Source organism: Streptomyces flavidovirens DSM 40150, assembly GCF_000429085.1.
Classification (GTDB): Bacteria; Actinomycetota; Actinomycetes; order Streptomycetales; family Streptomycetaceae; genus Streptomyces; species Streptomyces flavidovirens.
In genome coordinates this window covers 354,008-373,392 of sequence record NZ_AUBE01000005.1, presented here as the reverse complement: position 1 = coordinate 373,392, position 19,385 = coordinate 354,008, and the positions used below count along the sequence as shown (strand labels likewise).

Sequence of the window (19,385 nt, the reverse complement as noted above, 5' to 3'; positions counted from 1 at the left end):
ACGCCCCGGTGGCACACTGGCCGCCGATTCGCCGAAGGAGCTCCTCATGCCGTTGATCCGCAGTCTCAGCCGGGCGGTTCGCCGTGCCTACCGTCCGAACGTGGATCTGAGCCACCCCACCCGGTCGCCGCTCGGCAGCTCGGTCGTCAACTGCGTGGTGTACGAGGACGGCACGCGCCGGCCCGGTGACTGCCCGGCGCAGGAGGCCCTCGCGCGGGTCCGCAAGGCCGGGCAGGGCTTCGTCTGGATCGGGCTGCACGAGCCGTCCGAGGAGGAGTTCGCAGGTCTCGCCGCGCTGTTCGGGCTCCATCCGCTCGCCGTGGAGGACGCCGTACAGGCGCATCAGCGGCCGAAGGTGGAGCGGTACGGCGACGTGCTCTTCGCCGTCTTCAAGACCGTCCACTACGTCGAGCACGCCGAGGTGACCGCCACCAGCGAGATCGTGGACACCGGCGACCTGATGGTCTTCACGGGCCCCGACTTCGTCATCACGGTCCGGCACGGCGGGCGCGGCTCGCTCGGGCCGCTCCGTGAGGTCCTGGAGTCGGCGCCCGAGCGGCTGGCCATGGGTCCGGCCGCCGTGCTGCACGCCGTCGCGGACCACGTCGTCGACGACTACCTCGTGGTGGCCGAGGCCGTACAGAACGACATAGACGCGGTCGAGAGCGCCGTGTTCAGCGAGCCGGCGGGGCGCGGCGACGCCGGCCGGATCTACCAGCTCAAGCGTGAACTCCTCGAACTGAAGCGGGCCGTGGCGCCGCTGGCCCGGCCGCTCCAACTGCTGGCGACGGAGTCGATGCCGACCGTCGGTCCGGAGATCCGGGCGTACTTCCGCGATGTCGCCGGGCATCTGGCCAGGACGGCCGAGCAGATCGCCGCCTTCGAGGGGCTGCTCGACTCGATCCTGCAGGCCCATCTGGCACAGGTGACGATCACGCAGAACGAGGACATGCGCAAGATCACCTCGTGGGCGGCGATCATCGCCGTGCCCACCATGATCTGCGGTGTCTACGGCATGAACTTCGACCACATGCCCGAACTGCGCTGGACGTACGGCTATCCCCTCGCCCTCGCCGTCATGGCCAGCGCCTGCTTCGCCATCCACCGGGCCTTTCGCCGCAACGGCTGGCTATGACGCCGTGACGACGATTTCACCGCCCACCACGACCGTCTCCGCGACGGTGCCGGGGATGTCCTCGGGCGCGAGCTCAAGGATGTCGCGGGAGAGGACCACGAAGTCGGCGAGCTTGCCGACGGTCAGCGAACCCCGTTCGTGCTCAAGGAAGTTGGCGTACGCCGAACCCATGGTGTAGCCGTGCACGGCGGTTTCCACATCGACCGTCTCGCCGGGCATCCACGGCTCGCCACCACCGAGCGGACGGCGGGTCACGGCGGTGTAGATGCCCACCATCGGGTCCATCTCGGCGACGTTCCAGTCGCTGGAGAAGGCGAGCACCGCGCCGGCCTCGTGGAGGCTGCGCATCGGCCACGCCTTGTGCCAGCGGTCCTCACCGACGTTCCGCGCCCAGTCCTTGCCGGGCCCGGCGATCTCGGGGGCGCTGTGGCGCGGCTGCATGCAGGCGACGACGCCGAGCTCCTTGAAACGCGGGGTGTCCTCGGGGTCGAGGCATTCGACGTGGACGACCTGGTGGCGGGCGTCGCGCGGGCCGTTGGCGCTGCGGGCCCGCTCGACGGCGTCGAGGACGGTACGGATGCCCCGGTCGCCGGTGGCGTGGACGAAGCACTGGAAGCCGCGCGCGTCCAGCCGGGTCAGCAGCTCGGCGAACTCCTCGGGCGGGTAGAAAGTGTCGCCCCGGTGGTGGCCGCAGCCGGTGTAGGGCTCCAGGAGTGCGGCGGTGCGGGGCTCGACGACGTCGTCGATGTAGAGCTTGAGCGGGCCGGCGTTCAGCCGGTCGTCGTCGAAGCGGCGGGCGGCCGCGGCGAAGTCGTCGAGGTCGGCGTCGGTGGTGCCGCGCGGGTGGAAGAGGGCCGCGACGATCCGGGAGCGCAGCCGCCCCTCGGCGCGGGCCCGCTCGTACAGGGCGAGGTCGTCGAGGGAGTTCTGCGGCTCGACGACGGTCGTGATGCCGTACGTGATCGCGGCGTCGAGGCTCTGGGCGAGGCGCCCGTACTGCCGGTCGGGCGAGGCCCACGGCACACCGAGCGCCCGCAGGGCGCGGTGGCCGTCGTGGGAGAGTCCCTTGACGGCGAAGTCCTTGATGAATCCGGTGGGTTCGCCGGTCTGCGGATCGGTCTCGGCTTCGCCGAAGGGCAGGTCCGTACGGCTCTTGTCGATTCCAAGCCGGCGCATGGCCGCCGTGTTGAGCCAGGCGGTGTGCACGTCGTAGCTGAGGACGAAGGCGGGGGTGTCGCCGGTGACGGGGTCGAGGTCCTCGGCGCGCGGCATCCGGCCGTCCGGGATCGCCGAGTAGTCGAAGGCTTCGGCCTCGATCCACTCGGCGTCGGGGTGGGCGGTGTGCCAGGCGCGGATGCGCTCGTGGATGCCGGTGAGCGTACGGACGCCGGCGAGCTGGACGCAGGCGTCGTCGGAGCCGAGCCTGACGTGGTTGTGGGCGTCGATGAAGCCGGGCAGCACGAGGCGGCCGCCCGCGTCGACGATCTCGGTGTCCGGTCCGGTCCACCGCGCGGCTCCGGAGTCGGCGCCGAGCCAGGCGATACGCCCGTCGCATACGGCGAGTGCCCTGGCCTCGGGCAGCCGGGGGTCGACGGTGTGAATGCGGGCGTTGACGAGGACCAGGTCGGCCGGGGCGGTGCGGGTCATGGGGGTTACTCCTGGAGGTGCGGTGCGCTTTTGCGGGGGCGGGGGGGTCGGTGCCGCGCCGGGGCGTCTCCTCGGGCGTCGAACGTTCGGGTAGTGCGTTGTTTCTTCGGGCGTGTTGCGTTCAACGCCCTGCGGGGAGCGCCCCGGCACGTCCCCTCCTGGCACCGTGGGCCGTGAGGCGGGGTCAGGCGGTACGGACACGGGCGGCCAGCGCCCAGTAGGTGAGCGCGGAGACGACCGAGCCGAGGAGCGTGAGGTCGGCGCCGCCGAGTGGTGCGACCAGGGGGCCGGTCCACAGTTCGGAGTCGCAGGTGAGGCCGGCGAAGACGATGCCGGTGAGGAGGGCGGCCATGCCCGCCGGGTGGTAGCCGGCCCGGTACCAGTACGCGCCGCCCGGCCCGGCGTGCAGGGCCGGGGCGTCGTAACGGCAGCGGCGCAGCAGCATGTCGGTGAGGAAGATCCCGCTCCACGGCGCGAAGACGATGATCAGCAGGGAGAGGAAGGACAGCAGCGACTCGGTGAAGTCGGCGAAGAAGAGGGCCCACAGAGAGCCGGCGGCGGTGACGGCGGCGCTGATGAGGATGGCCCTCGACCGGCTCCAGGGGATGCCGAGCACCTGGAGGTTCAGGCTGGACGAGTAGAGCGTGATGATCGAGTTGGTGACGGAGCCGAGCAGGACGAGCGCCAGGAAGACCGGCTGGAACCAGCCGGGCAGGAGCTTCTCGGTGCCTGCCACCGCGTCGGTCATGTCGGTCTGGGTCGCGGCGGCCACTCCGGCGACACCGAGCGCGACCGAGGAGAGGAAGCCGCCGAGCGCGCCGCACCAGGTGAGGGAGCGCAGCGAGGTGGTCCTGGGGAGATAGCGGGTGTAGTCGGCGGGCATCGGGACGTACGAGAAGGGGCCGGCCAGCATGACGACGAAGGCCAGGCTCCAGCCGGCCGCACCGGGGCCGGCGGCGGGGACGGTGGTGTCGGCGCCGGGCAGGACGAAGACGAGGAGCGCGGCGAAGCCGGCGGCCAGGGCGTACGCCATCCAGCGTTCGGCGAACTGCACGGTGGCGTGGCCCCACAGGGCTACCGCGAAGGTCAGGGTGAGGGTGATTGCGAGCGCCAGGGCGCGGGCGGTGTCGCCTCCCTGCCAGCCGATTTCCGCGAAGAAGACTTCTAGGGCGAGGACGCCGACCACCGTGTTGACGATGGTGTAGCCGATGCTGACGATCCAGTTGAGCAATCCGGCGGGCCAGTTGCCGCGCGTACCGAAGGCGGCACGGGAGATCACGAGGGTGGCCGTCCCGGTACGGACGCCGCTGAGGCCCGCCGCGCTGATGACGAAGAAGGCCAGGCCGCCGACGACCACGACGGCGGTGGCCTGCCAGAAGGACAGGCCGAAGGCGACGGCGAGCGCGCCGTTGATGACGTAGGTGAAGGTCAGGTTCGAGCCGAACCAGAGCCAGAAGAGGTCCCTGGCGCTGCCGTGCCGCTCCTCGTCCGGGATCGGGTCGATGCCATGGGTCTCGACCCGGAACACCTCGTCGCTTCGCTGCTGCTCCGCCATGTGCGTCGCCATGCCACTCCCGCCAGATCTTGAATGCCGTTCTAATAGTTAGAACGGCATTCAAGATGCGGTGCCGCTCCCCCGCCCGTCAAGACCCCGGCGCGAATCCGCGGCTAAGGTCGTGGCATCGGGTACGGACGGTGGAGGCGAAACCGGTGGCAGGAGCGGCGCGACGGCGCGACGGGCACATCGCCCAGGAGCGGATGCTCGAAGAGGCCATGGCGGTCATCGCCGAGCACGGCCTCGCCGCGCTCACCATGTCGGCACTGGCCGAGCGGCTGGACACCAGCGGCGGCCACATCCTGTACTACTTCGGCAGCAAGGACCGGCTGCTGCTTGAGGCGCTGCGCTGGAGCGAGACCGAACTCACCGGGGAACGCCGGGCGTTGCTGGGCCGCCCGACGACGGCGGAGCGCAAGCTCGACCAGTTCCTGGAGCTGTACCTGCCGCGCGGACCGCGCGACCCGCGCTGGATGCTGTGGATCGAGCTGTGGGCCCGTACGCCGGCGAACGAGGACCTGCGCCAGGCCCAGGAGGCCATGGACCGGGCCTGGCAGGAGGACCTGGAGGCGCTGCTCGCCAAGGGTGTGACGCGGCGGCGCTTCGCGCCGATGGACATACCGGCGCACGCCTCCGAGCTGCTGGCACTGCTGGACGGGCTGAGCACGCGGGTGGTGCTGGGCCAGCGCGGCAGCGACCGGCGCCAGGCGCTGACGGTGGCGAGATCGGCCGCGCGCCGCCTGATTCCGGCCGGACCGGCTCAGTAGCTCAGCGGCTCAGTATCCGGCCGGGCGCACCAGTCCCGTCTCGTACGCGAAGACCGCGGCCTGGGTCCGGTCGCGCAGGCCCAGCTTGACCAGGATCCGGCTCACATGGGTCTTCACGGTCTGCTCCGCCACCACCAGCTGCGTGGCGATCTCCGCGTTCGACAGGCCCTGCGCGATCAGGGACAGCACCTCGGTCTCGCGTTCCGTCAGGTCGCCGACGCGGTCCATGAGCGGGGCGCGGGGCGCGTCGGTCAGCCGGGAGAACTCCGCTATCAGGCGCTTGGTGATGTTCGGGGCGAGCAGGGCGTCACCGGCGGCCACCACCCGTACGGCCTGGGCGAGTTCGGCGGCCGAGGCGTCCTTCAGGAGGAATCCGGAGGCGCCCGCGCGCAGCGCCTCGTACACGTACTCGTCCAGGTCGAAGGTGGTCAGGACGAGGACCTTGACGGTGGCGCCGGCCGGTTCGGTGATGCGGCGGGTCGCGTCGATGCCGCCGAGCACGGGCATCCGGATGTCCATCAGGACAATGTCCGGGCCGAGTTCGGCGACCTTGGCGACGGCGTCGAGGCCGTCCACGGCCTGGCCGACTACCTCGATGCCGGGTTCGGCGTTGAGCAGTACCGTGAAGCCCTGGCGGACCATCATCTGGTCGTCGGCGATCAGCACTCGGATGGTCATGGACTGCCCTCCAGGGGAAGCGTCGCCAGTACTTCGTAACCGCCTGCGGGCAGCGGCCCGCCTGCGAACTCACCGCCCAGCATGGTGGCGCGTTCCCGCATGCCGAGCAGACCGTGGCCCGCGTCCCGCGAGGGCGCGGCGGCCCGGTCCGGCGCGGTGTTGGTGACCCGTACGGTCAGACCGGCCGCGTGGTACCCGATCTCCACCCGCGCCTCGCCTCCGGGCGCGTGCCGTATCACGTTGCTGAGCGCCTCCTGCACGATACGGAACGCCGAAAGCCCGACGCCGGGCGGCAGCGGCCGCGGCTGTCCGGTGGTCCGGGTGGTCACGGTGAGCCCGGCGCCGCGCACCTTGGCGACCAGTTCGTCCAGCCGGTCGAGGGTGGGCTGCGGGGCGTGCCGCGCCGCCTCCGAGAGGGCGTCCTCGGAGCGCAGTACGCCCAGTACGCGGCGCAGTTCGGTGAGCGCCTCGACAGCGTTCTCCCGTATGCCCGCGAGGTTCTCCTTCAGTTCGTCGGACGGGTTCTCGACCAGGTGCGGGGCGACCTGCGCCTGGATGGAGATGACCGACATGTGGTGGGCGACGACGTCGTGCAGCTCGCGGGCGATCCGGTTGCGCTCCTCCAGGAGGGTGCGACGGGACCGCTCTTCGGCGGTGAGCTCCTCCTGCACGACCAGCTGGGTACGGGCCACCTGGCGGCCGCGCAGCGCGGCGCCGACCACGACCGCCGTGGTGAGAATCCCGGCGGCGGGGCCGATTCCGGTGAAGGGGGCCTGCTCGACAAGCATGCCGCAGGCGACTCCCGCCAGGACACTGACCGCCAGCGCCTCGAACGCGGCGCGGGGGCGCAGCCGCAGCGCCAGCAGGAACAGCACGCCGGCCTGCGCGGCGACCCCGGCGCCGGTCCAGGGGAACAGCAGGTCGTGGGCGACCTGATTCCCCGGCCCCGCGCCGGTCCAGGGGTACATCGGGCTGTCAGGGACCTGAGTCCCCGAGACGCACGCGACGACGACCATGACGGCCGTCACCGCCCACCACGCCGGCACCGGCCGGAACGCGGCGACGACAAGCGCCACCGACTGGGTCCCGCCGAGCACGATGGCGTACCTCGTGCCCAGCCCGTGGCCCCAGTCGAAGGCGAGATCGTTCACGCTGTACAGGAGGAGGGCTGCCGCGCACACCGCCAGCGCCAGCACGATGACCGGCTGCCAGATGATCCAGCCGGGCCGTCTGTCGCGCGGCAGCGGGGCCGCGGCCCCGGTCCACAGGTCCTCGCGCAGGTTGCGTGGCACCGCCCGCACCGCCGCCACCAGCCGTTTCGTCATGCCCTCCCCCTCCCCCTCCACAAGATCCACCCTAGGCATGCGGCACCGCCGCCTCCCGGCCGGGATGCCCTTCGCGTACGACCCGGCTGCCGCTCTTGCGCGACCGCCCCTGTTCGTACGTATGGAAGGCGGCCCAGCACACGAGCAGCGCGGCCGCGAACACCGGCAGCCAGGCCGTCCGGGCGAGGATCCAGCCGGAGCCGTCCGGGACGGTGTGCAGGCCGGGCAGGGCGCCGCCAGCGAGCAGGCCGGTCGCGGTGACCGCCATCAGCGCGGTCTGGTGCCAGAGGAAAACGGTCATCGCTGACAGGTTGACCAGCGCCACCGCCGCCCGGGCGGCGGGCCGCCGCAGCGCCCGTCGCAGCGGGCCGAGCAGCAGCAGTGCCGCGCCGCACTGGGCGAGTCCGAAGGTGACGGCTGCGAGGGTGGGCGGGTTGAGGTTGGAGATGTCGGCGCCGGGCACGCCGACCATGGACGCCGGGTAGCCGGCGAACAGGACAAGGAGCGCGGTGGCGGCCGCACCCCCGGCCAGCAGCACCCAGCCGGTCGTACGGCTCCGCAGGCCGCCCCGCGCCCGGGCCGCGCCCAGGCAGTACGGGACCAGCCAGCCGGCCGCCACATTGATCCAGCCGAGCCAGGCGGGACCGCCCAGGCCGAACCGGACCAAATCGACGTGCAGGACGACCGCGAGCGGCCACAGCGGGTGCAGCTTCGCCACCAGCGGGGTCGCCGCCGTCAGCGCCGCGAAGACCAGCAGGAACCAGAGCGGGGACAGCACCAGCTTCAGCAGCGCCCGTACGGTCTCCACCCCCGCCCCGGAGGCGAGCATCACGCCCGCCGCCACCGCCCACACCACCAGCACGGCGGCGACCGGCCGGCTCAGCCGGGCCGTACGGGCGCCGAGCCACTGCCCGTACGTCACACCCCGGGCGCGGCCGGCGGCGTAACTCTTCGCCCCCACCAGCCCGCCCACCAGGAAGAAGACCGCCAGGGTCTGGAACATCCAGGAGACGGGGGCGAGTTGGGGCATGTACTGCAGCGGGCTCGCGGCGCGCACCGTGCCGCTGTCCGCGACCAGGGCGGTCACCAGCCAGTGGCCGAGGACCACGCCGAGGATGGCGAGGGCGCGCAGCGCGTCGACGGCGCGGTCACGGCCCGGCGGGGTCGCGGAGTCGATCCGGCGGACGAGGTCACGCATGGCTGCCCTCCCCGGCGTCGTGAGGGGTCCGGCCCGAGACGATCCGGGCGATGTTCTCCAGGGATGCGGAACCGGGCTTCAGGTAGTCGCTGTGGCCGCCGTCGCCCGCCGCGAAGATCCGGGCGCCGAACTCCGGCGACAGTGGATCAGGCCCTAACCCGACGGTCGTGGAGGGGAGTTGAAGTCGCGCGTGCGGTACGTCGGCGATCCAGTCACCGGCGCCCCGGCCGGCCCACACGGTGGCGCGGCTGCGCAGTCCGGCGGCGGTGCCGGCGCCGGTGCCGGGACTGCCGTACAGGACGATGTCCGCGACTTCCAGGCCTCGCGCGGCCCGGCCGCAGACCACGGAGCCGTAGGAGTGGCAGAGGAGTGAGGTACGGGCGGTGGGCTTTGCCGCCGCCAGCTCCGCCATGAACCGGCGCAGTGCGGGGGCGGCGTCGTCGGCGCGGCCGGGGGTCAGCACTTGTGGGCTCACCGTGGCCGGAGTCCGGTATCCGAGCCAGGCGATGACGGCGGACCTGCCGCCCAGCTCCCGCTGGAGCGCCGCGGCGCCGGCCCGGAGGCGTCCGTACCGGTCGAGACTGGTGTCCGAGCCGGGGACCAGCACGGCGATCCGCCCGGCGCGGGACAGGTCGCCGAAGACCTCGGCGGTGCGGCCGCCGTCGCGGCCGTCGAAGGAGAGGAAGTGGCGCGCCGGGTCCGCCATGGCGCGCAGCGCGGCTGCCCGTTTCCGGTCGCCGTGTCCGGCGGCCGTCCGCGCGGCGGCGAGGATGCCGTCCCGGCCGGTGGCGTACCGCTCGGCGAGGGCCGCCGGGGTTGCGGTCCGCAGCGGGGCGAGGGCGGCCGGGGCGGGCGCCGGAACAGCCGAGGGACGGGCCGCACCCGACACCGGCACGGCCACCGAGGCGATGACGAGTGCGGCGATCAGGGTGCGGCGCGGGCGGGGCGACATGGCGGGTGGGGGTCCTTCCGTACCGGATGACATGCGTGCTTCCGGTACGGAAGTTATGGATCAAGCCTTGTGGTCGGCGTCCCACCAGGGAGTGGACCTTGCGCGTAGCTCTGAAGTACTACGGGTAGGGGCCGCGTGTCGCCGTGCGCCGTCAGTGCGCGTTCTCGGTCGGGCGGAGGTCCTTGGGGATCTTCGCCCAGGTGAGGGCCGCCGCCGCGAGGGGCAGCGCCGCGGCGAGCAGGAACGTCGGCGTCATGCCTGCGGTGAAGGCCTCGGAGACCTTTGCGAGCAGTGCGGCCCCGGCCGGGCCGCCGGTCTGTCCGGCCAGGTGCGCGGCCTCGCCCACGGAGTCGCGTACGGCCGCCGTCTGCCCGCCGTCCAGGCCGAGTTCGGGCAGGTGGGCCCGGTACAGGGCGGAGGCCACGCTGCCCAGGATGGCGACGCCCATCGCCGCGCCGAGTTCGTAGCAGGTCTCCTCGATGGCGGCGGCGCCGCTGACGTCGCGCGCCGGGGCCGAGGCCATCAGGGTCACCGAGGCGACCGTGGTGGCGATGCCGACGCCGCAGCCGAGTACGGCCAGCGCGAAGGCGACGGACGGGTAGCCGAGGGTGCCGGTGCGGTGGAAGATCCAGGGCAGCGCGAGGCCCGCGGTCATCATCAGCAGGCCGCCGCCGAGTACGTGACGGATCGGGAGCCGGTGCATCAGGGCAGGGGTCACGAGCGAGGTGACGACGAGCCCGAGGGGCGCGGGAAGCAGCCGGATACCGGCCTCCAGCGGGGTGTAGCCCTCGCCGTACTGGAACCACTGGGTGATCAGGAACAGCGCCGAGCCCAGCGCGATCATCCCGAGGAAGATCGCTGCGGCGGCGATGCTGAACGAACGGCTCGCGAACAGCCGTACCTGCAACAGCGGCTGGGCAAGCCTGAGCTGGCGGCGCACAAACACGGTCAGCGCGACCGCGGCCAGGGCCAGCAGCGTCCACGCGAGGGGGTCGGCGGGGCCGCCCTTGCCGAGCTGCTTGATGCCACCCGCGAGGGCGAGCATGCCGACGACCGACTGGCCGACGCCCCACCAGTCCCAGCGGCCCTGGCGCGGCTGACGGGATTCGGGGAGCAGCCACAGGCCGAAGGCGATGACGGCCAGTGCGACCGGCACGTTGAGCAGGAACGCGGACTGCCAGCCGTTCTTCTCCACGAGCAGACCGCCCACGACCGGGCCGAGCGCCATGCCGCCGCCGAAGACCGCGGCCCAGACGGCGTACGCGAGGGCGCGCTCACGGGCGTCGGTGAAGACGTGCCGCAGGATCGACAGGGTCGACGGCATGATGGCCGCGCCGCCGACGCCGAGCAGTGCGCGGGCGGCGATGACCTGCCACGGCGCGGTGGCGAACACGGCGATCAGCGAGGCGAGCGCGAAGACGCCGAAGCCGATGAGCAGCATGCGCTTGCGTCCCCAGCGGTCGCCGAGCGCGCCGGCCGTGACCAGCACACCGGACAGGGCGAGCGCGTACACGTCGATGGTCCACAGTTGCTGCACGGAGCTGGGCTGCAGGTCGGCGACGAGGGAGGGGAAGGCGACGTTGAGGATCGTGGTGTCCATCGCGATCAGCAGCAGGCTGCCGGAGAGGATCGTGAGGACGGCCCAGCGCCGGGGATCGAGCTGAGCCCGGGTGTCTTGCCGGGCGGGGGCGGGGTGCATTGGGTTCCTGTTCGGGTCGTGCAGCGGGTGCCTGGTGACACCGTACGGTCTCGCTTGAGACGCCAGTGTCTCAAACAAGACGGCAATGCGCACATCCATTACCCGAGGGCCCCTGAACCCCCTTCGACAGCGGTGTGCACGAACCGGTTTCAGGCGCCGGCGTCCGTGAAGGCTCCGTTGGCGGTGAAGGCCAGCGTGGCGAAGCGTTCGCCGATGCGGCGGTGGGTGGCGGCGTCCGGGTGGAGCTCGTCGGGCAGCGGCAGCTCGGCGGAGTCGGCCTCCCCGTAGAGGTCACGGCCGTCGAGGTGGTACAGGTTCGGGTCCTCGGCCGCCCGCTGCTGCACGATCCGGGCCAGTTCGTCGCGGATCACACCCAGGGCCAGCTTCCCGCTCGCCCGCTCCGCCGGATCGCCCGCGGCCCGGAACCGCAGTCGGCCGCCGCTGAGGGCGGTGAAGTCCGGGACGCTGGGGCCGGGCGTCTCCTCGTGGATGGGGCACAGGATGGGCGAGACCACGAGCAGCGGCGCGGTGGGGTGGCCTTCGCGGATGGTGTCGAGGAAGCCGTGGACGGCGGGGGTGAACGCGCGCAGGCGCATCAGGTCGGTGTTGACCAGGTTGATGCCGATCTTGATGCTGATGAGGTCGGCGGGGGTGTCCCGAAGGGCGCGGGCGGTGAACGGGTCGAGCAGGGCGCTGCCGCCCAGGCCCAGGTTGATCAGTTCCACGCCGGCGAGGGAGGCGGCCAGTGCGGGCCAGGTGGTGGTGGGGCTTGCGGCGTCGGAGCCGTGGCTGATCGAACTGCCGTGGTGCAGCCACACCTTGCGGCCCCGGTCCGGTACGGGCTCGATGGGGGCGTTGGTGCGCAGCTCGACCAGTTCGGTGGTCTCGTTGTGCGGCAGCCAGATCTCGACGTCCTTGTCGCCGTCGGGCAGTCCGGTGAAGCGGAGGGTGCCGGCCGGGCCGGGCCGGTGCGTGGCGGAGCCGGTCGTCATGTCGATGGTCAGGGTGTTGCCGCCGGTCACGCCCGCCTGGCCGGTCAGGCGGCCGTCGACGAGCAGGTCGTACACGCCGTCCGGGCGGGGCGGGGCACCCACGTAGACGCGCTTGGTGGGCAGCGTGTCCAGTTCGACGGCGGTGGCGCGGGTGCGGAAGACCAGTCGTACGCCGGAGGGCTGGGCCTCGGCCATGGCCAGTTGCCCGTCCGCGCACTGGGCGCGGGCCCGGGCGGGCAGCCGGTGCGGCAGCACACCGTGCGCGGTGTGCTCCAGGTCGAGGGCGCCGCGCAGGAGCTCCGCGGTGATGGGCGTGGTGATCCAGTGGTGCGTGGTGTCCATGACCTCAGCCTGTTGATCGAAATGGTGGGGTTGCCCTGACTCGATGGCGGGGGTGCCCTGACTCGCCGGTAGGCCGCCCGGTCGACGGCCTCCTGCTGGTGCGGGCCCTGGTCAGGGCGCGGGCCAGTTCCGCAGCAGGGCGTCGAGGGCGTCGAGGATCCGTGCCCACGATTCCTGCGAGTCGGGGGCGCTGTGGCTGAAGCCTCCGCCCATCTCCAGGCTGACGTAGCCGTGGAAGACACTGCCCAGCATCCGCACGGCGTGGGTCTGGTCCGGCTCCGTCAGGTCGTAGCCGCGCAGGATCGCCCGCGTCATCTGCGCGTGCCGCCCGCCGGCGCTGGCGGCCGCCGCCTCCGGGTCCAGCCTGAACCGGGCTGCGGCGTAGCGGCCGGGATGCTCGCGGGCGTAGTCGCGGTAGACGTTCGCGAAGGCGGCCAGGGCGTCCTTGCCGGCCCGCCCGGCCAGAGCGGCCGCGCCCCGGTCGGCGAGTTCCTCCAGGGCGAGCAGGGCGATCCGGGTCCTGAGGTCCTGGGAGTTCTTCAGGTGCGAGTACAGACTCGCGACCTTGACATCGAACCGCCGGGCGAGCGCCGAGACGGTCACCTGGTCGAAGCCGACCTCGTCGGCCAGCTCCGCCCCTCCCTGGGCCAGGCGTTCCGGGGTCAGTCCTGCGCGTACCATGCCCGTCCTCTCATTCGGCGTAACCGATTATGCATTTGCCTAATGCCTTTAGGCAAATGGCGACAGGCTTGGGCTGCTTGGCGAGCCAATCGCCTGATCGGGTGCCCGGCCCCTTCCGGGTGATCGAACGCCGGATAACAGCCGCGCATCCCGGACGCCGACCGGCAGCGGGCGGCGCAATCGAATCTCCGCGCGAGAGTTCGCCCGGCGCCTCCCGTTACGCCGCCTTGATCAGGTGCGTTGTCCGACCGCCAGTCCGCGTGCACCGCGATCCAGGAGGAACCATGCATCCCGTACCCGCTGCCGTCTGTGCCGCCGGCGGACACTCCGTGTTCGAGTACGGCCCCACCCCGCGCATCCGACGCGTGCGCCCGGTTGACGCGAAGGCCGTCCTGAGCCGGTTCGTTGTCGTCGTTGCGTCGTACGTCAGCACCGCCCACCCGAGGAGGCCACGTTGAGCAGCACCGCAAGCGGCAACAGCGGTGGCGCCGGTCCCGGCTCGCCCAAGGCCGTGATCCCCGCGCAGCAGCACGACAGGCCTCAGCCGCCCGCGCCGCCCGAACTCAGCTACAACGGGCGCGTCCACGGCAACGCCATGCAGGGAGCCACGCTGTGGGAAATGGCGCGGCGCATTCCTGGAGCACTCGGCCAGACCTTCCGGCTCGCCTGGTCGGTGGACCGGCGCATGGTCGTCACCGTTCTGGTGTGCCAGTTACTGTCAGGGATCGGTACGGCCGTGATGCTCACGGCCGTCGCCAGGGCCATGGGTCCGCTCTTCGGATCCGTCGACGCCAGGGTCGGGCTTCACGAGGCGCGTCCGGCGCTGATCGTCGCAGCCGTCGCGCTGGCGGCGGGAGCGCTGTCGTGGATCCTGGCCGACTGGGCGACGCGCCGCCTCAACCCCCAGGTGGCGTCCGCGGCCGATCTGACGATGGTGGACCTGCACATGAAGGTCGAGCTGTCGACGTACGACCAGGAGGGTTTCACCGACCGGAGCCAGGCCGCCGAGATCGGTGCGCTGCGGGCCGCCGACATCGCGGAGGACGCCAAGACGCTGACGAACGGCTTCGTGCAGCTCGTCTCCGCCGCCTCCGTGCTCACTGTTCTGCACCCGCTTCTGCTCGTGGTGCTCATGCTGTCGGTCGTCCCGCGCGGTCTTGGCGGCGTGATCGCCGCCCGTATCGACTACCGCGTGTTCGACGCGTCGGTCTCCGCGCGCAACGTCCGGGGGATGATGCGCTGGTATCTGACGACGCCGACGCTCGCGGACGAGCTGCGCGCCAACACCATGCGCCCCTACCTGCACTTCTGGTACCGCACGATGTGCGACCGCATCGAGGGCAAGGCGCTCGCGGCGGCGCCGCGGTACCTGCGCGTCAACCTGGCCGCAGCGGCGCTGAGCGGCGTGTTCATCGTGGGCATGTGGGCCTCTCTCGCCGGGCTGGTGCTGTCCGGGCGGATGGGGCTCGCCATCGCCGGCACGGCGATCGTGGCCTCGCAGACCGCGGGCCGGGCGCTCAACTCGATCGTCAGGTACGGGGCGGCCATGTTCCACCACGGTCTCTATCTCGACGACTATCACCAGTTCCTCGCGCAGGCCCGCGAGACGACCACCCGGCGCGGCAGCGTCACCGTGCGGGCTCCGCAGGAGATCCGGCTCGACGAGGCGTCGTTCACCTACCCGAAGAAGACCGCGCCGGCGCTGCACCCCGTGTCGCTCACCCTCCGCCGCGGAGAGGTGGTCGCGCTGGTCGGGGAGAACGGCGCCGGCAAGTCCACGCTCGTACGCCTGCTGACCGGGCTCACTCTGCCCACCGGCGGCCGCGTGCTGTGGGACGGCACCGATCTGGCCGTGGCGGACGCCGAATCGGTGTGGGGTCACATCGGGCTCGTACCCCAGACGAACGGGCACTGGCCGCTCGCGGTGAGGGAGAACATCACGCTCGGCCAGCCCCGCCGGCACGGCGACGAACTGGTCTGGGAGGCCGTCGAGCGGGTCGGCATGAGCGAGGCTGTGGCCGAATTCCCGGACGGGCTGGACACGTTGCTCGCCCGGTCGCTGTGGGGCGGCCACGAACTGTCCGGCGGGCAGTGGCAGCGGCTCGCGTGCGGGCGCGCGCTGTACCGGCGGCCGGGATTCCTCATCCTCGACGAGCCCACGAGCGAGATGGACGCCCGCGGCGAACACCAGATCTTCAACGCGCTGCGGGAGATGGCACCGGACCGCATCACCCTCGTCGTCACCCACCGGCTGGAGAACGTCCGTATGGCGGACCGGATCCTCGTACTCGACAAGGGCCGCATCCGGGAGGAAGGCAGCTTCGATGAGCTGGTGCGCGCCGAAGGAGGCCTGTTCTCGGAGCTGTACGCCCTGTCCCAGGACCGGTGAGCCCACTCGGCCCCCGCTGATCACGTGAACGTGGACCCGGCGCCCGCACGCCGGGTCCACGGACTCGCGTTCCGGGCGCGTTCCCGGCTGGTCCACAGCCGGGGAGTCTCCCCCGTGGTCATCACTCCATCCTGCCGGATCTTGCAGAATCGATCCTTCCGGCATAGATCGTTTACGCGCGGGGCAGGCTGGTAGCGCCATTCGATCAATGAGCATGACAAACCGTTTCGCTCGCAGGCGGGGGGACCTGCGCGCCTCCCCCCACCAAGGAGCACCCGAGTGCCGCAGGACGTCCGTTTCGATCTCCCCTTCACCACCCCGGTCAGCGCACACCTGGAGTACGCGAGGGAACAGCATCTGCGATGGGTCCGGGACATGGGACTCGTCAGGAGCCAGGCCGGTTTCGAGGAGTATCAGTCCTGGGACCTGCCGCAGGCCGCGATACGTACCTACCCGCACGCGTCGCCCGACGACATGGTCGTCCTGATGAACTGGTTCTCGCTGGCCTTCCTCTTCGACGACCAGTTCGACGCGGCGAGCCCCGACCGCGCCGACCGGGTGACGGAGGTCGCCAGGGAACTCATCGTGACCCCGCTGCGCCCCGCCGGTACACGCCCGCGCGTCATCTGCCCGATCACGCTCGCCTGGGCCGAGGTCTGGGAACAGCTCTCCGACGGCATGTCGCTGACCTGGTGCACCCGTTTCGCCGCCTCCTGGGGACGCTTTCTCGCCGCGCACGCCGAGGAGGTCGACCTGGCCGCCCGTGGCACCCTGCTCGGCGTCGGCCCGTACACCGCGTTCCGCAGGCGCACGGTGGGCATCCATCACAGCATCGACGCGGGCGAGCGCAGCCGCCGCTTCGAGGTTCCCGCGCAGGCGCAGGCGCACCCGGTCATGGAGGGGCTGCGGGACGCCGCCGCGGACACCATCGGCTTCATGAACGACATCCACTCCTTCGAGCGGGAGAAACGCCGGGGCGACGGCCACAACCTGATCGCCGTGCTCCACCGCGAGCGCGGGTACTCGTGGGAGAAAGCCGCCGCCGAGGCGTTCCGGATGACCGTCGAGAGCCTCGACACGTACGTGAGGCTGGAGGCGCGGGTGCCCGCGATGTGCGGCGAACTCGGCCTGGACGCCGACGGACGCGACCGGGTGTGGATGGGCGTGGAAGCCATCCGGCACTGGATCAGCGGCAATTACGAATGGGCGTTGACCACCGGCCGTTACGCCGCCGCGAAGAAGGGACCCGCGGCCGCCGCCGAACTGGCGGGCCGCGGCTGCCTGGACGACCTGCTCACGGTCTGACGCACCGCCGCCGGCCGGATCCCGCCCCGGGGGCGGTCCGGCCGGCGGGCGCAGCGGTCAGACCCCGGCGGCCTGCGGCACGAACTCGACCGGGATACGGTCCAGTCGCGCCTCCCACGTCGAAGCGGTGGAGGTCAGCTCCTCGGCGGGGGCGGCGAGGCGCAGTCCGGGCAGCCGGTGCAGCAGGACGTCGACGGCCGTCTCGATGATGGCCTGGCCGACGTTCTGGCCGGGGCACTCGTGCGGACCGCTGCTGAACGCGAGATGCGCCTGGTTCCCCTGGACGGAGACGCCCGCGTCGGGCCGGATCTCCGGGTCCAGGTTCCCGGCCGTCAGGCCGAGTACGAGCAGGTCTCCGGTTTTGATGTGCCGGCCTCCCAGTTCCAGGTCGGCCGTGGCGAACCGCCCCGGACACACGGCCAGCGGCGGCGTGTTCCACATGACTTCCTCCACCACCGCGGAGATGTTGAGCTGCCCGCTGACCAGTCCTGACAGGTGCGAGCGGTGGGTGAGGAGCAGTTGCAGCACGCGCGCCAGCAGGTTGCTGGTCGTGGTGTGCGCGGTGATCAGCACCAGGCGCAGGTGGCTCAGTACCTCGTCGTCGTCCAGGCCCGCCTGATGCTGCATCAGGCCGGTGGTGAAGTCGGACCCCGGCTCGTCGCGCTTGCGCTCGGCGAGTTCCGCGAGGACCCGCATGATGACGTCGTTGTGGTGGAGGGCCTCCTCGCCGCCCTTGATGACCTGCGCGCAGGAGGTGGCCAGTCGCCGCCCCTCGCCCTCCCCCAGGCCGAAGAGCCGCGTGAGTACGAGCATGGGCAGGTACTCGGCGTACTCGGCCACCAGGTCGGCCCGCCCGGACCCGGCGAACGCGTCGATCTGCTTGTTCGCGAAGTGCGTGACATGACGGCGGATGCCGCGCCCGGCCAGCGCCTGGAGGTTGTCCGTGACCGCCCCGCGCAGCCGCCGGTGCGGCTCGCCGTCCTGGGAGACGCAGTCGGGGCGCCAGCCCAGCATCTGGATGAGCGGCGAGGTGCTCTCGATCCGGCCCTCCTCCCAGTCGCGCCAGATCCGGGAGTCGCGGGTGAACTGACGCGGGTTGTCCAGGACCCGCCGGTTCTCCCGGTAGCCGAGCACCAGCCAGGCGGGGACGTCACCTTCGAGCAGTACGGGGGCCACCGCGCCGTACTGCTCACGCAGCCCGGCGTAGATGCCGTGCGGGTCGACCGACGCCTCGGGCCCGTACAGCCGCGTGATCCCGCCGGATGCGGCGGAGCGTACGGGGCAGCCGGCCGGCGCGGTCTCGGGCGGTGTGCCGGCGTACGAACCGTATTCGGACGGGGAGTTCATCGGGGCTCCAGAGCGGCGGCAGAGCGTTCCTTGAGATGACGTATCAGCGCGATGAGCACGTCACGGCTCGATCCCCGGTCGCGCGCGTCGCACGCGACGACCGGTATGCGGTCGGTGATGTCCAGGGCGTCCCTGATCTCCTCGACGGGGTGGTCCCTGGAATCGGGGAAGACGTTGAGGGCGATGACGAAGGGAACGTCGAGGCGCTCCATCTCCTCGATGGCCCGGAAGCTGGACTCCAGGCGGCGGGTGTCCACCAGGACGACGGCGCCGAGTGCTCCCTTGAACAGGCCGTTCCACAGGAACCAGAAGCGTTCCTGGCCGGGCGTACCGAAGAGGTAGAGGACGAGCTGCTCGCTGAGGCCGATCCGGCCGAAGTCGAGGCTGACCGTGGTCTTCTCCTTCTCCGCCACGCCGACCAGGTCATCGACGCCGGCGGTGGCCTGGGTCAGCGTCTCCTCGGTGGTGAGCGGCTTGATGTCGCTCACCGAGCGCACCATGGTGGTCTTACCGGTGCCGAAGCCACCGGCGATCATCACCTTGACCGAACGGCTTTCGGCCGGCAGTGATCCGGACGACTTGGGCCAGTCCGGGCGGTCAAAGCCTTTGTAATCCACTGAGTACCTCCTCGAGGAGCGCGAAGTCCGGCCCGTGGCCGGCGGATGCCGGGATGGGGTCACGGGCTTCCACCCGGCCTGCTTCCAGCAGGTCGGCCACCAGCACCGCGAGAATGTTGAAGGGCAGCCCGAGGTGGGCGCCGAGTTCGGCGACCGACAGCGGATCGCGGCACCAGCGCACGATCTGCTCGTGCTCGTGCTGCATGCCCGCGACGGGCGCGGAGCGGGACACGACGAGAGTCGCCACGTCGAGGCCGAGTGCGGCCCCGCCCGGTCCGCTGCGACCGCCGGTGAGGACGTAGTAGCGCTCGAGACCGGACGGGTCCGTGGGCCGGTGGGGGTCACTCATTCAGAGTGCTCCTCCAGCCGCGGTGTGGTGCCGAGGAGTTCGCCCATCCTGCGGGCCAGGTCCCTCATCTGGTGGCCGAGCAGGCCCTGGTCGAGGCCCTCCTTGGCGAGGACGCCGAGGTACGTCTCCACTCCGGCCCGGACCACGAAAAGGTGTCCGCCGTCGACTTCGATCATCGCCAGGCGCAACTGCCCGCTGTACTTCGGGAACTGCGCGGCGACGGGCTGTGCGAGTGCCTGGAGACCGGCGACGACGGCGGCGAAGCGGTCCACGTCGTCGGGGTCCTCGGCGCCGTACGAGGTGATGGCCTTGCCGTCGCTGGACGCCACGAGGGCGAAGCGGATCTCCTGGATGCTCTCCGTCAGGTCGCGGAGCGCCCAGCTCACGTCGGTGTGCTGCTGCGTCAT

At 71.6% G+C, this 19,385-nt stretch carries 17 protein-coding genes; 4 read left to right on the top strand and 13 right to left on the bottom strand.

The window, feature by feature from the left end; translation table 11 throughout:
• Window positions 1–46: 46 nt before the first annotated feature.
• Window positions 47–1,135, top strand: a complete 1,089-nt coding sequence (locus tag G412_RS0110875; protein ID WP_028812128.1) for a magnesium and cobalt transport protein CorA — start codon at window positions 47–49, stop codon at window positions 1,133–1,135.
• Here the strand turns inward: G412_RS0110875 and G412_RS0110870 are convergent.
• Window positions 1,130–2,782 carry an amidohydrolase gene (locus G412_RS0110870; RefSeq protein WP_028812127.1) on the bottom strand — a complete coding sequence of 551 codons (1,653 nt, stop codon included), beginning with the start codon at window positions 2,780–2,782 and terminating at the stop codon, window positions 1,130–1,132. The genes G412_RS0110875 and G412_RS0110870 overlap by 6 nt on opposite strands.
• 184 nt (window positions 2,783–2,966) lie before the next feature.
• Entirely contained in the window at window positions 2,967–4,349 is a 1,383-nt protein-coding gene (locus G412_RS0110865) for a purine-cytosine permease family protein (protein ID WP_106964066.1), read from the bottom strand.
• 143 nt (window positions 4,350–4,492) lie between these two features.
• Here G412_RS0110865 and G412_RS0110860 point away from each other — a divergent pair, with 143 nt between their 5' ends.
• Entirely contained in the window at window positions 4,493–5,104 is a 612-nt protein-coding gene (locus tag G412_RS0110860) for a TetR/AcrR family transcriptional regulator (protein WP_028812125.1), read from the top strand.
• A gap of 9 nt (window positions 5,105–5,113) precedes the next feature.
• Here the strand turns inward: G412_RS0110860 and G412_RS0110855 are convergent, their stop codons facing one another.
• The 7 genes from G412_RS0110855 to G412_RS0110825 all read right to left on the bottom strand — a co-directional run bounded on the left by G412_RS0110855 (window position 5,114) and on the right by G412_RS0110825 (window position 12,971).
• On the bottom strand, window positions 5,114–5,782 hold the full coding sequence (locus G412_RS0110855) for a response regulator (protein ID WP_028812124.1): 669 nt from the start codon (window positions 5,780–5,782) through the stop codon (window positions 5,114–5,116).
• Window positions 5,779–7,107, bottom strand: coding sequence for a sensor histidine kinase (locus G412_RS0110850; RefSeq protein WP_028812123.1), 1,329 nt, complete (start codon window positions 7,105–7,107; stop codon window positions 5,779–5,781). The genes G412_RS0110855 and G412_RS0110850 overlap by 4 nt, the downstream gene beginning before the upstream one ends.
• 31 nt (window positions 7,108–7,138) lie before the next feature.
• Window positions 7,139–8,305: an acyltransferase family protein gene (locus tag G412_RS0110845; protein WP_028812122.1), complete on the bottom strand. Its 1,167-nt coding sequence runs from the start codon at window positions 8,303–8,305 to the stop codon at window positions 7,139–7,141.
• On the bottom strand, window positions 8,298–9,257 hold the full coding sequence (locus G412_RS0110840; RefSeq protein WP_028812121.1) for an alpha/beta hydrolase: 960 nt from the start codon (window positions 9,255–9,257) through the stop codon (window positions 8,298–8,300). Before G412_RS0110840 ends, G412_RS0110845 begins: the two co-directional genes overlap by 8 nt.
• A gap of 151 nt (window positions 9,258–9,408) precedes the next feature.
• Window positions 9,409–10,956, bottom strand: coding sequence for an MFS transporter (locus G412_RS0110835; RefSeq protein ID WP_028812120.1), 1,548 nt, complete (start codon window positions 10,954–10,956; stop codon window positions 9,409–9,411).
• 149 nt (window positions 10,957–11,105) lie between these two features.
• The gene (locus G412_RS0110830) at window positions 11,106–12,290 is read right to left on the bottom strand and encodes a GDSL-type esterase/lipase family protein (protein WP_028812119.1); all 1,185 of its coding nucleotides are present in this window, start codon (window positions 12,288–12,290) and stop codon (window positions 11,106–11,108) included.
• A gap of 111 nt (window positions 12,291–12,401) precedes the next feature.
• Window positions 12,402–12,971: a TetR/AcrR family transcriptional regulator gene (locus G412_RS0110825; protein ID WP_028812118.1), complete on the bottom strand. Its 570-nt coding sequence runs from the start codon at window positions 12,969–12,971 to the stop codon at window positions 12,402–12,404.
• A 595-nt stretch (window positions 12,972–13,566) separates the two neighbouring features.
• Between G412_RS0110825 and G412_RS0110820 the strand changes: the two genes are divergently transcribed.
• Both G412_RS0110820 and G412_RS0110815 read left to right on the top strand, forming a co-directional pair.
• Window positions 13,567–15,360: an ABC transporter ATP-binding protein gene (locus tag G412_RS0110820; RefSeq protein ID WP_078606912.1), complete on the top strand. Its 1,794-nt coding sequence runs from the start codon at window positions 13,567–13,569 to the stop codon at window positions 15,358–15,360.
• A 279-nt stretch (window positions 15,361–15,639) separates the two neighbouring features.
• Window positions 15,640–16,665: a 7-epi-alpha-eudesmol synthase gene (locus G412_RS0110815; RefSeq protein ID WP_028812116.1), complete on the top strand. Its 1,026-nt coding sequence runs from the start codon at window positions 15,640–15,642 to the stop codon at window positions 16,663–16,665.
• Window positions 16,666–16,722: 57 nt separating this feature from the next.
• Here G412_RS0110815 and G412_RS0110810 read toward each other — a convergent pair whose 3' ends face one another.
• Genes G412_RS0110810 through G412_RS0110795 form a run of 4 tightly spaced genes read right to left on the bottom strand, consistent with a single transcriptional unit; the run spans window position 16,723 to window position 19,385 of the window.
• A complete protein-coding gene (locus tag G412_RS0110810) occupies window positions 16,723–18,012 on the bottom strand; it encodes a cytochrome P450 (protein WP_028812115.1) in 1,290 nt (429 codons plus the stop codon).
• Window positions 18,009–18,629 carry a GTP-binding protein gene (locus G412_RS0110805; RefSeq protein ID WP_028812114.1) on the bottom strand — a complete coding sequence of 207 codons (621 nt, stop codon included), beginning with the start codon at window positions 18,627–18,629 and terminating at the stop codon, window positions 18,009–18,011. The genes G412_RS0110810 and G412_RS0110805 overlap by 4 nt, the downstream gene beginning before the upstream one ends.
• Window positions 18,610–18,978: a DUF742 domain-containing protein gene (locus tag G412_RS0110800; RefSeq protein ID WP_028812113.1), complete on the bottom strand. Its 369-nt coding sequence runs from the start codon at window positions 18,976–18,978 to the stop codon at window positions 18,610–18,612. The genes G412_RS0110805 and G412_RS0110800 overlap by 20 nt, the downstream gene beginning before the upstream one ends.
• Window positions 18,975–19,385, bottom strand: coding sequence for a roadblock/LC7 domain-containing protein (locus G412_RS0110795; RefSeq protein ID WP_028812112.1), 411 nt, complete (start codon window positions 19,383–19,385; stop codon window positions 18,975–18,977). Before G412_RS0110795 ends, G412_RS0110800 begins: the two co-directional genes overlap by 4 nt.

Excerpts from the sequence above, each read along its gene's own strand:
- G412_RS0110810 (WP_028812115.1), bottom strand. The coding sequence starts at position 18,012 with ATGAACTCCCCGTCCGAATACGGTTCGTACGCCGGCACACCGCCCGAG.
- G412_RS0110870 (WP_028812127.1), bottom strand. The coding sequence starts at position 2,782 with ATGACCCGCACCGCCCCGGCCGACCTGGTCCTCGTCAACGCCCGCATT.
- G412_RS0110835 (WP_028812120.1), bottom strand. The coding sequence starts at position 10,956 with ATGCACCCCGCCCCCGCCCGGCAAGACACCCGGGCTCAGCTCGATCCC.
- G412_RS0110850 (WP_028812123.1), bottom strand. The coding sequence starts at position 7,107 with ATGACGAAACGGCTGGTGGCGGCGGTGCGGGCGGTGCCACGCAACCTG.
- G412_RS0110795 (WP_028812112.1), bottom strand. The coding sequence starts at position 19,385 with ATGACGCAGCAGCACACCGACGTGAGCTGGGCGCTCCGCGACCTGACG.
- G412_RS0110830 (WP_028812119.1), bottom strand. The coding sequence starts at position 12,290 with ATGGACACCACGCACCACTGGATCACCACGCCCATCACCGCGGAGCTC.
- G412_RS0110855 (WP_028812124.1), bottom strand. The coding sequence starts at position 5,782 with ATGACCATCCGAGTGCTGATCGCCGACGACCAGATGATGGTCCGCCAG.
- G412_RS0110865 (WP_106964066.1), bottom strand. The coding sequence starts at position 4,349 with ATGGCGACGCACATGGCGGAGCAGCAGCGAAGCGACGAGGTGTTCCGG.
- G412_RS0110845 (WP_028812122.1), bottom strand. The coding sequence starts at position 8,305 with ATGCGTGACCTCGTCCGCCGGATCGACTCCGCGACCCCGCCGGGCCGT.
- G412_RS0110875 (WP_028812128.1), top strand. The coding sequence starts at position 47 with ATGCCGTTGATCCGCAGTCTCAGCCGGGCGGTTCGCCGTGCCTACCGT.
- G412_RS0110840 (WP_028812121.1), bottom strand. The coding sequence starts at position 9,257 with ATGTCGCCCCGCCCGCGCCGCACCCTGATCGCCGCACTCGTCATCGCC.
- G412_RS0110820 (WP_078606912.1), top strand. The coding sequence starts at position 13,567 with ATGCAGGGAGCCACGCTGTGGGAAATGGCGCGGCGCATTCCTGGAGCA.
- G412_RS0110825 (WP_028812118.1), bottom strand. The coding sequence starts at position 12,971 with ATGGTACGCGCAGGACTGACCCCGGAACGCCTGGCCCAGGGAGGGGCG.
- G412_RS0110800 (WP_028812113.1), bottom strand. The coding sequence starts at position 18,978 with ATGAGTGACCCCCACCGGCCCACGGACCCGTCCGGTCTCGAGCGCTAC.